At 60.4% G+C, this 10,258-nt stretch carries 8 protein-coding genes and 2 riboswitches; of the genes, 6 read left to right on the plus strand and 2 right to left on the minus strand.

The annotated features are described in order from the left end of the window. Window positions 1–82: 82 nt before the first annotated feature. Window positions 83–3,844 carry a cobaltochelatase subunit CobN gene (gene cobN / locus FIV38_RS23385; RefSeq protein ID WP_092236946.1) on the minus strand — a complete coding sequence of 1,254 codons (3,762 nt, stop codon included), beginning with the start codon at window positions 3,842–3,844 and terminating at the stop codon, window positions 83–85. Window positions 3,845–3,847: 3 nt separating this feature from the next. Next, entirely contained in the window at window positions 3,848–4,909 is a 1,062-nt protein-coding gene (cobW, locus tag FIV38_RS23390; protein WP_029291434.1) for a cobalamin biosynthesis protein CobW, read from the minus strand. A gap of 93 nt (window positions 4,910–5,002) precedes the next feature. After that, a riboswitch (cobalamin riboswitch) is annotated at window positions 5,003–5,204 on the minus strand. 221 nt (window positions 5,205–5,425) lie between these two features. Here cobW and FIV38_RS30025 point away from each other — a divergent pair. The 6 genes from FIV38_RS30025 (at window position 5,426) to cobM (ending at window position 10,073) form a co-directional block, all read left to right on the plus strand. Continuing rightward, a complete protein-coding gene (locus FIV38_RS30025) occupies window positions 5,426–5,890 on the plus strand; it encodes a hypothetical protein (RefSeq protein ID WP_169890374.1) in 465 nt (154 codons plus the stop codon). Window positions 5,891–6,369: 479 nt separating this feature from the next. Further along, on the plus strand, window positions 6,370–7,485 hold the full coding sequence (locus tag FIV38_RS30030) for a hypothetical protein (protein ID WP_170228390.1): 1,116 nt from the start codon (window positions 6,370–6,372) through the stop codon (window positions 7,483–7,485). 182 nt (window positions 7,486–7,667) lie between these two features. After that, a riboswitch (cobalamin riboswitch) is annotated at window positions 7,668–7,870 on the plus strand. A gap of 96 nt (window positions 7,871–7,966) precedes the next feature. After that, entirely contained in the window at window positions 7,967–8,155 is a 189-nt protein-coding gene (locus tag FIV38_RS23405) for a CbtB domain-containing protein (protein ID WP_092236949.1), read from the plus strand. An 11-nt stretch (window positions 8,156–8,166) separates the two neighbouring features. Beyond that, window positions 8,167–8,868, plus strand: coding sequence for a CbtA family protein (locus tag FIV38_RS23410; protein ID WP_092236952.1), 702 nt, complete (start codon window positions 8,167–8,169; stop codon window positions 8,866–8,868). Further along, entirely contained in the window at window positions 8,865–9,257 is a 393-nt protein-coding gene (locus FIV38_RS23415) for a cobalamin biosynthesis protein (RefSeq protein WP_029291422.1), read from the plus strand. The genes FIV38_RS23410 and FIV38_RS23415 overlap by 4 nt, the downstream gene beginning before the upstream one ends. A gap of 69 nt (window positions 9,258–9,326) precedes the next feature. Then, the gene (gene cobM, locus FIV38_RS23420; RefSeq protein WP_092236955.1) at window positions 9,327–10,073 is read left to right on the plus strand and encodes a precorrin-4 C(11)-methyltransferase; all 747 of its coding nucleotides are present in this window, start codon (window positions 9,327–9,329) and stop codon (window positions 10,071–10,073) included. Window positions 10,074–10,258: the final 185 nt, after the last annotated feature.

The following is a 10,258-nucleotide window of genomic DNA, read 5'->3' on the forward strand; positions in this document are numbered from 1 at the left end:
TGGGTTTTTCGCGAGCAAGCTCGCTCCTACAGTGAGGCGTGCGCTCTTTCGGCACTGAGCTTCACGGCAAGCACGATCAGCATCAGGTGTCTTCTTCTATGTCCAGCAACAGGTTTTCCAATGCCTCGCGGTACGCCCCAGGCTCCTGCCACATGCCGCGCTGCTGGGCTTCGAGCATGCGTTCGGTCATGTCACGCAGGGCATCGGGGTTGTGCTGTTGCACAAACGCCCGGGTATCGGGGTCGAGCAGGTAGGCATCGGCCAGCAATGCATACTGATGATCGTCGATCAGCGCGGTGGTCGCGTCGAAGGCGAACAGGTTGTCCACCGTTGCCGCCATCTCGAACGCACCTTTATAGCCGTGGCGCTTGACGCCCTCGATCCACTTGGGATTGGCCGCGCGGGAACGGATCACCCGGTTCAGCTCTTCCTTCAGCGTGCGGATTTTCGGCAGGTCCGGCTGGCTATGGTCGCCATGGTAACTCGCGGCCTTGGCCCCACTGAGGGTTTCTACGGCGGCGAGCATGCCACCCTGGAATTGATAGTAGTCATTGGAGTCGAGCAGGTCGTGCTCGCGGTTATCCTGGTTCTGCAGCACTGCCTGAACCTGGCTCAGGCGCTGGGCGAACTGTTCACGAGCGCCAGTGCCTTCATCGGCACCGCCATAGGCGTAGCCACCCCAATTGAGGTAGACCTCAGCCAGGTCTTCGCGGCTTTGCCATAGGCGGCCGTCAATTGCGCCCTGCACACCCGCACCATACGCGCCGGGCTTGGCGCCGAAAATGCGCCAGCCGGCCTGCCTGGCCGCGGCCTCCTCATCCAGCCCAGACTTGAGCAGCGCCTCACGCTCGCTGCGCACTTTGGCTGCCAGCGGGTTCATATCGTCCGGCTCATCCAGCGCCGCAACCGCCTGCACGGCGGCATCGAACAGCCGGATCAGGTTGGCAAACGCATCCCGGAAGAAACCGGACACCCGCAGGGTCACGTCCACTCGCGGGCGGTCGAGCAAGCTGATAGGCAGGATTTCAAAGTCATCGACCCGCTGGCTGCCCGTGGCCCACACCGGACGCACGCCCATCAGCGCCATGGCCTGGGCGATATCGTCACCACCCGTACGCATGGTTGCGGTGCCCCACACAGAAAGCCCGAGTTGGCGCAAATGGTCGCCGTGGTCCTGCAGGTGCCGCTCAAGCATCAGGTTTGCGGACTGGAAACCGATCCGCCAGGCAGTGGTGGTCGGCAGGTTACGCACATCGACGGTGAAAAAGTTCCGCCCGGTCGGCAGTACATCAAGGCGCCCCCGGCTCGGCGCACCGCTGGGGCCGGCCGGTACGAAACGACCGCCCAGGGCATCCAGCAAGCCGCGCATTTCCGCCGGGCCGCAGGCATCCAGGCGCGGCGCGACGACGATGCGCAGGCTTTCGATCACCGATTTCACGTCTTCCCAACCCGGCTCCTCAAGCTGTTCGAGCGGCCCTTCCAGCGCCTGTTCGATCAGCCGCGCCGCGTACAACTCCAGGCGCTCGCGGGTGTCACCGGCGGTGCGCCACAACTGGCCGTCGATTTTCTGCAACACCTCGGGGCGGCGCCCGGTCCAGGGCTCTGCCAAGGCACAGTCCAGTGGGTCAAAGCCCAGTTCGAAGGCCTTGGCCAACACGCGCAGCAGGCTCGATTGCGGGCCGCGCCCGTCGCCACGCGGGATGCGCAGCAGGGCCAACAAGGTGTCGATACGCAGCCGACCTTCGGGTGATTCACCAAAGATATGCAGGCCGTCGCGGATCTGCGATTCCTTCAAATCGCACAGGTAGGTATCCAGGCGCGGCAACCAGACCGCAGCGTCGGCATCGTTATCCAGCTCAAGCTCTTGGTCGATACGGGTTTCGCGCACCAGCTTGAGGATGTCCTTTTGCAGCTCCAGGGCGCGTCGTGGGTCGAGCAATTGCGCTTCGTAATACTCGTCTGCCAACAGCTCCAGGTTGCGCAGCGGGCCATAGGTCTCGGCGCGGGTCAGCGGCGGCATCAAATGGTCGATGATCACGGCCTGGGTGCGCCGCTTGGCCTGGGCCCCCTCGCCCGGGTCGTTGACGATAAACGGGTAGATATTGGGCAAAGGCCCCAGCAGCGCATCCGGCCAGCAGTGCTCGGACAGCCCTACGCCTTTGCCCGGCAGCCATTCCAGGTTGCCATGCTTGCCGACGTGGATCACGCCATGGGCGCCGTAGGTGTGGCGCAGCCAGAAATAGAACGCCAGGTAAGCATGGGGCGGCACCAGGTCCGGGTCGTGGTACACCGCACTGGCATCCACCTGGTAACCCCGCGCCGGCTGGATGCCGACAAAGGTCAGGCCCAGGCGCAGGCCGGCGATCATCATGCGCCCGTCGCGACACATCGGATCGTTATGGGGCGTACCCCAACGCTCCAGCACAGCCTGGCGGTTGGCCTGGGGCAAGCGATTGAACATCGCCTGGTAATCGTCCAGGCCCAGGCTTTGATGGCAGGGCCGCAGGTCGAGGCTGTCGAGGTCGTTGGTCACGCCGCCGAGCAGCTCATGGATCAAGGCCGTGCCGCTGTCCGGCAAGGTGGATGGCAGCGGATAACCTTCGGTTTGCAGGGCCCGCAGGATGTTCAAGGCGGCGGCCGGGGTATCCAGGCCAACGCCGTTGCCGATGCGCCCGTCGCGGGTCGGGTAATTGGCCAGAATCAGGGCGATGCGTTTATCTGCATTCGGCACCCGCGCCAGTTCGACCCAGCGCCGCGCCAGTTCGGCCACAAAATCCATGCGCTCGGGCGCCGCGCGATAGCACACTACGTCCGACTGACTGCGCTCGCTGCGCCAGGCCAGATCCTTGAAGCTGATCGGGCGGCTGATGATGCGCCCGTCCAGCTCCGGCAAGGCGACGTGCATGGCCAGGTCGCGTGGACCAAGGCCTTGCTCGCTGGCTTCCCAACCGGGCTGGTTGTCCTGGGCGCAGATGGCTTGTATCACCGGGATATTGCGGCGAAACGGTCGCAGATGGGGTGCTTCGGGGCTGGATTGGGCAAAGCCGGTGGTGTTGAGAATCACCGCCGCCTGCACCTCATCAAGCAGATCCTCGACCACCGCCAGGCAGCCCGGCTCTTTCAAGCTAGCCACCGCCATTGGCAACGGGTTGAGGCCCGCAGCCTGCAAGCGCTGGCAGAACACATCGATAAAAGCGGTATTGGCCGCCTGCAAGTGCGAGCGGTAGAACAGCACCGCCGCCACCGGCCATGCAGCGTTCCAGTCTGCCTGCCAGTCATTGAGGCAGGCATTGGCTTTGTGTGGATGATAAATTGCGGTGCGCGGCAGGGTTTGCGGCTCGTCCCAGGTGTAATTGCGCCCCAGGTAGCTGCTGGCCAGGCAGCGATAGAAATCCAGCGCATTCCCCAGCCCACCCTGGCGCAAAAAGTGCCACAGGCGGTCACGCGCCGGCGGATCCACGGTGCTCAGGCCGCTGAGTTCGGGATCGGGACGATCATCCCCCGGCACCAGGATCAGCTGCACGCCCTGCTCGGCCAACTCCACCAGGCGCTGAATACCGTAGCGCCAATAGCCAATGCCACCATGCAGGGATATCAGGATGACCTTGGCGTGGCGCAGCACCTCATCCACGTACAGGTCCACCGACGCGTGGTTCTGCACCTGCATCGGGTTGGCCAGGCGCAGGCTCGGATAGTCATCGGGCAGTTGCTGGGCCGCTTCGGCCAGCAGCGCCAGGCTGGAATCACCGCTGCACAGGATCACCAACTCGGCGGGAGTCTGTCCAAGGTCGGCGATGTTGTCGTCGGAGACGAAACCGCCGGGCTGGGTCCTGAGCAAGTGCATGGGTTAAACGCTGAGGGCGGCGCGCAGTTGCGCTTCGAGGCCGGCGGCATCCAGATCCTGACCGATCAGCACCAGGCGCGTGATGCGCGCTTCGTCAGCGCTCCAGGCACGGTCGAAGTGCTTGTCGAAACGGGTGCCCACGCCCTGGATCAGCAACCGCATCGGTTTGTTTGGAATCGCTGCGAAGCCTTTGACACGCAGGATGCCGTGCTGCACCACCAATTGGGTCAAGGCATCGAGCAACAGTGCTTCGTCAGCCTGTGGCAGGTCGATGGAGATGGAGTCAAACGCATCATGATCGTGATCGTCTTCACCTTCGTGGTGATGATCGTGATGGCTGTGGCGCCCGTCGATATGCTCCTCGGAGCCGGCGCCCAGGCCAATCAACACGTCCAGGGGCAGGCGACCACTGCTGGCTTCGACGATTTTCACCGCTGGAGGCAGCTCTTCGGCGACTTCCAGGCGCACGCGGGCCAGGTCTTCGGCGCTGATCAGGTCGGTTTTGTTGAGGATCACCAGGTCGGCGCTGGCCAGTTGATCGGCAAACAGTTCGTGCAGCGGCGATTCGTGGTCCAGGTTGGGATCCAGTTTGCGCTGGGCGTCGACCTGATCCGGGAAGGCGGCGAAGGTGCCAGCCGCCACGGCTGGGCTGTCGACCACGGTAATCACCGCGTCAACCGTGCAGGCGCTGCGAATTTCCGGCCACTGAAAAGCCTGCACCAGCGGCTTTGGCAGGGCCAGGCCGGATGTTTCGATGAGGATATGGTCCAGATCGCCACGACGCGCGACCAGTTCACGCATCACCGGGAAGAACTCTTCCTGGACGGTGCAGCACAGGCAGCCGTTAGCCAGCTCATACACACGGCCGTTGGCCTCTTCTTCGGTGCAACCGATGGAACACTGCTTGAGGATCTCGCCATCGATACCCAGCTCACCGAACTCGTTGACGATCACGGCGATACGGCGGCCCTGGGCGTTATCCAGCATATGACGCAGCAAGGTGGTTTTGCCCGAGCCGAGAAAGCCGGTGACGATAGTAACGGGGAGTTTGGCCAGTGTTTTCATTGGATGCCCTTTGGGGCGGGCATACGGGACGACTGGCCCTGCGGCGACGCGCAGGCGCTGGATTCGTCACCGGATCACCCCGCCCGGTTGAAATGGAAAATCGGTTGCGAGGCAGGTCTCCTGGCTTGGGGCTTGCCGGCCTGGTGGCTGGCGCTGGCTGCGCCTTCCCGCCGGATACAGGCAGTGGCGTGGCAGTCAGATAAACCCTTTACAGTTGCGGGGGCAGCCGCGGCATCGACCGCGTTCCCTTCTTAGCTTCGGCCTGGGCCGAAGAACCTCGAAGGTGCAAGGCTACGCAGTGCGAGAGGACGGGTCAATGTCGGCAAACCCAGATCAATTTTTACCCCACGGCACTCTGAGAAAAAACCTGTATCACTCTGCAGACCTCGGCGGGGAACAAGTTTGAATGGGGCGCCACACATTTACCGATTCATGCATTTGCAGCCCTGTTGGCATTGCTCACAGGAGTCCATCTGCGGTGAACGCCCTATACAGCAGTGAATTCGAGGATCTGTCATGACACTTTCAATATCTCAGCCCCACAATCTCTACTCTCCGCCGATCGCACCGGGCAGCAACCAAGGGGCGGCTGAAGCCAGCGGTAACAGTCGCACAACCCGTGCAACGCCAGAGGAATCACGCCCAACACGTTCTCCCTCGTCCTATAACAACAAGCGTCTGCTGCAAGAGGTAAAGAAACACTTTAGGGAGTACGCAGCGGGGGCCGATGACAAATACGTCAACTTTAATGAGCTAAAAGAAGCTGCCGGCCACCGTCCAAGCACTAGAACATTTTCTGCCCAAGCATCAGCAGTTGCGGATGAGCTGCTCAAACGCAGTCGCCTACTTAACGAGTTGGATATTGGCGTTGGGTTTACTTGGGATGGACGGGGCTTGAAAGATCAAAGGTTTGATCATGACAACCTTGATCACATGATCGGACGGTTGCCTGACAGGGTCAAATTCAAGTGGCGATCCTAAGGATAAACCTGTTGAAACAAGCACCTATACTCACCAACCATCGGTACGTCTGACGGTACTGCGATCAAAACCTCAGCCAGCGTTCAAGGTGTTTGAGGCACATCCCTCACACATGCTCTCCAGCGCCTTGTTTCGGGTGCCCTTGATTGGGTGAAACGGGAAACCGGTAAGCCGTAGTTGCGGGGGCAGCCACGGCATCGACCGCGTTCCCTTCTTAGCTTCGACCGGGGCCTAAGAACCTCGAGGGTGCAAGGCTACGCAGTGCGAGAGGACGGGTCAATGTCGGCAAACCCAGATCAATTTTTACCCCACGGCACTCTGGGAAAAAACCTGTATCACTCTGCAGGCCTCGGCGGGGAACAAGTTTGAATGGGGCGCCACACAGTCACCGATTCATGCATTTGCAGCCCTGTTGGCATTGCTCACAGGAGTCCATCTGCGGTGAGCGCCCAATACAGCAACAAACTCGAGGTTCTGTCATGACTATTTCAATGTTTCAGCCCAACAGCCTTCACTCGCTGCCAATCACGCTGGGCAAAGACAGCAATCAACCCCCGCCCTCCAAAACTGACACTGCTCAGAACCAATTGGCAGACGACACCAGTGGCGCCAGACGAACAACGCGAGCGACGCCGGGGGAATCATCTCAAGCAGACTATCCATCGTCCTACAGCGACAGGCGCCTACTCAAGGAGGTGAAGAAGCATTTTAAACAGTACGCAGCGGGAGATGGTGACAGGTACGTTAACTTTAATGAATTGAAGGAAGCCGCTGGCCAGCAGCCGACCAGTAGAACCTTTACTACGCACGCGTCAGCAGTGGCCAAGGAACTTCTCAACCGTCCTAGCCTGCTTGACGAGCTGGATATAGGGGTTGGCTCTACTTGGAGGGAGCCAGGGTTGAAAGACGAAAGGTTCGATCATGACAACCTGGACTACATGATAAACAAGTATCGCGAAACAACTTCTTTGGAGAGCTACAGCGACAAGGTGCTGGCCAAGAAATTACTGTCTACGTTGGACGAGCTAAAAATCTCCACAACCTTCCCATACGATGGTTTTACCTTGGTCGACCTAAAAAATATGGCAGCCGGAAAACTACACGACGGCCGAGACGCGACACAAGAGCAAATGAAACTTGCAAAGGAAATACTCAACCGTCCAAAGTTACTTGAAGCACTCGACAAAGATATAGATGGATGGACCGGCGGCGAACTAAACTGGAACGATGTCGCTCTTGTTGCTGAAGACTTCGAAAGCCTCAACGATAATTACTTGCTATTTCAATTGGGCATTTACTATGAGGAGTTAGCCGCCAAACCTGACACCGACGAACTAAGTTTTAGCGAATTGAAAGAGGCGGCAGGTGAACTACCAAGCACCCGTCAATTTTCCTCAAAAGCAACAGCCGTTGCCCGAGCACTCCTTAAAAGACCTGACCTGCTTCACAAATTGGATACAGGTCCTAACAATAAAGGTGAAGCGGGGAAACAAGACGAAAAGATTGAAGGGGGAGCCGTCGACCAAGTGCGCCTTACTAGTTCGAGGTTACCGCGTCGCCCTACCGGGCCAGCGCAAAAAGGGCGCTTGTCTTAAGACAGGGGGCAGTTCGTTTGCCGCGTTTTTTGGCTTGAGCCCTGCGGCCTGGTGCGGGCGGTAGCATAAGCGGACAAAGCACGCGCCCCTTTGTTCTCTGCCACGCTTGCTCAAAATTTCAATCCGTGAGTTGTTCGGCGTGCGCACTCGCTCAATTGACGGGATCCCCCTGACCATGCTCTCCTACACATCTTGTTTCAGGTGCCCTTCACAGGGTGAAACGGGAAACCGGTGACCCATGCGTGCATGACAGTCCGGTGCTGCCCCCGCAACGGTAGGCGAGCGAAGTGTCAGATCCACTGTGCCTGTACGGCATGGGAAGGTGATGCTTTTAGGCCCAGAGCCCCTCGCAAGCCCGGAGACCGGCCCGAACAATCAGATAACAAACCCGCGGTGGGCGGGCGCTGTTCAGAACCCTGCGTGCCCGGCTCGCGGGGTTTTCATGCGCTCGTATCACCCTGCCACTCGAAAGGGACGTGCCATGTCGATCATCAGCAGCACCTCACACACCGCCAGCGGCTCCGCCACCTTGAGCCAGCGCCTGACCGCCGCCATTGGCGCGTCGATCCTGGGTGCGTGCCTGGTGTATTTCGCCGGGTTCTCCCATATCGAGGCCGTACACAACGCCGCCCACGATACGCGCCACAGCGCTGCCTTCCCGTGCCATTGAGACCTGCCGCCATGATCAAGCGAATTGCGCAAACCGCAGGTTTCAGCGGCCTGCTGGCCGCCCTGCTGCTGACGCTGCTGCAAAGTTTCTGGGTAGCCCCGCTGATTCTGCAGGCGGAAACCTTCGAAAACGCCCCGGCCGCAACCGAGGTACATGAACACGCCTCAGGTGTCGCAGCCCACAGTCACGACGCCGAGGCCTGGGAACCGGAAGACGGCTGGCAACGCGTGCTGTCCACCACCGGCGGCAACCTGGTGGTCGCTGTCGGTTTTGCGCTGATGCTCGCGGGCCTCTATACCCTGCGCGCTCCGACCCGTACTGCCCAGGGCTTGCTCTGGGGCCTGGCCGGCTATGCCACCTTTGTATTGGCGCCGACCCTGGGCCTGCCACCGGAACTGCCCGGCACCGCAGCGGCAGACCTGGCGCAACGGCAGATCTGGTGGATTGGTACCGCAGCCTCCACGGCTGCCGGCATTGCGCTGATCGTGTTTGGCCGCAATTGGCTGTTGAAGATCCTCGGCGTAGCGATCCTGGCGGTGCCCCATGTGGTTGGCGCGCCACAGCCGGAAGTTCACTCGATGCTGGCTCCCGAGGCATTGGAAGCACAATTCAAGATCGCCTCGCAGCTGACCAACGTCGCGTTCTGGCTGGCGCTGGGGCTGATCAGCGCCTGGTTGTTTCGCCGCAATCGTGACGATCAATACGCCGCATGATTTTGACGGTTGGCCTGGGTTGCCAGCGTGGCTGTGAGGTTGAAGCCTTGCTGGAACTGTTCAACAGTGCGCTGGCCGAGGCCGGTATCGACCCCGGCCAAATCAGCGCATTGGCAAGTATTGCTCACAAGTGCGATGAGCCAGGCATAGTCGCCCTGGCCAACGCGTTGAACCTGCCATTGCAGTGCTTTGATGCACAACAACTGCAGGTCTACGAAGGACGATTGAGCCATAAGTCGGATGTGGTTTTCGCCCATACGGGGTGCTACGGCATCGCCGAAAGTGCCGCTTTGGCATTGGCAGAACAGCTTGCCAAGGCCCCTGCCCGACTGCTGATCACCCGCAAAAAAGCCCCCAGGGCCACGTTTGCATTGGCCTGCGCCGGCTAAAGTCCGATAATTGCCCTTCTCGATCATGAGCCGTACTCATGCGCGCCCGCTTTTGCACAGGATTTTTCCATGACCGTCTTCTTCATCGGCGCTGGCCCCGGCGACCCGGAACTGATTACCGTCAAAGGCCAGCGGCTGATCCGCGATTGCCCGGTAATCATCTACGCTGGCTCCCTGGTGCCGGCTGCCGTGCTTGAGGGGCATCGGGCCGAACAGGTGGTCAATAGCGCCGAACTGAACCTGGAGCAGATCATTGGCTTGATCAAGGCCGCCCATGAAAAAGGCCAGGATGTGGCGCGGGTACACTCTGGTGATCCGAGCCTGTATGGAGCGATTGGCGAGCAGATCCGCCATTTGCGCGAGCTGGGCATCCCCTTCCAGATCATCCCCGGTGTTACCGCAGTCGCCGCTTGTGCCGCGCTGCTGGAGACCGAGTTGACCCTGCCGGATATCGCCCAGAGCGTGATCCTGACTCGCTATGCCGATAAAACCACGATGCCGGCCGGTGAAGCCTTCGCCAGCCTGGCCAGCCATGGCACGACCATGGCGGTGCATTTGGGGGTCAATCATCTGCAGAAAATCGTCGCCGAGCTACTGCCCCATTATGGTGCAGACTGTCCGATTGCCGTGGTTCATCGGGCGACGTGGCCGGATCAGGATTGGGCCATGGGCACCTTGGCGGATATTGTCGAAAAGGTTGCTGCGAAGGGGTTCAGGCGGACTGCGCTGATTGTGGTGGGCAGGGTGTTGGCCAGTGACAGCTTTAGCGAATCCTCGCTGTATCGTGCGGGCCATGCCCACCTCTATCGCCCCTGACACCGCGCAAGACACTGGGTGGGAGCTGGCTTGCCTGCGATATCCATAAGTATCTACCCAACTTTGCCGCAACGCCTAAATTCAGGCAGATAGCGCAGTTGTGGCGAGCGGGCTTGCCCCGCGCTGGGCTGCGAAGCAGCCCTAAAACCAGCCGCTACGGAGTATCTGATACACCGCATACGGTG

The organism is Pseudomonas proteolytica (genome assembly GCF_007858275.1).
GTDB lineage: Bacteria > Pseudomonadota > Gammaproteobacteria > Pseudomonadales > Pseudomonadaceae > Aquipseudomonas > Aquipseudomonas proteolytica.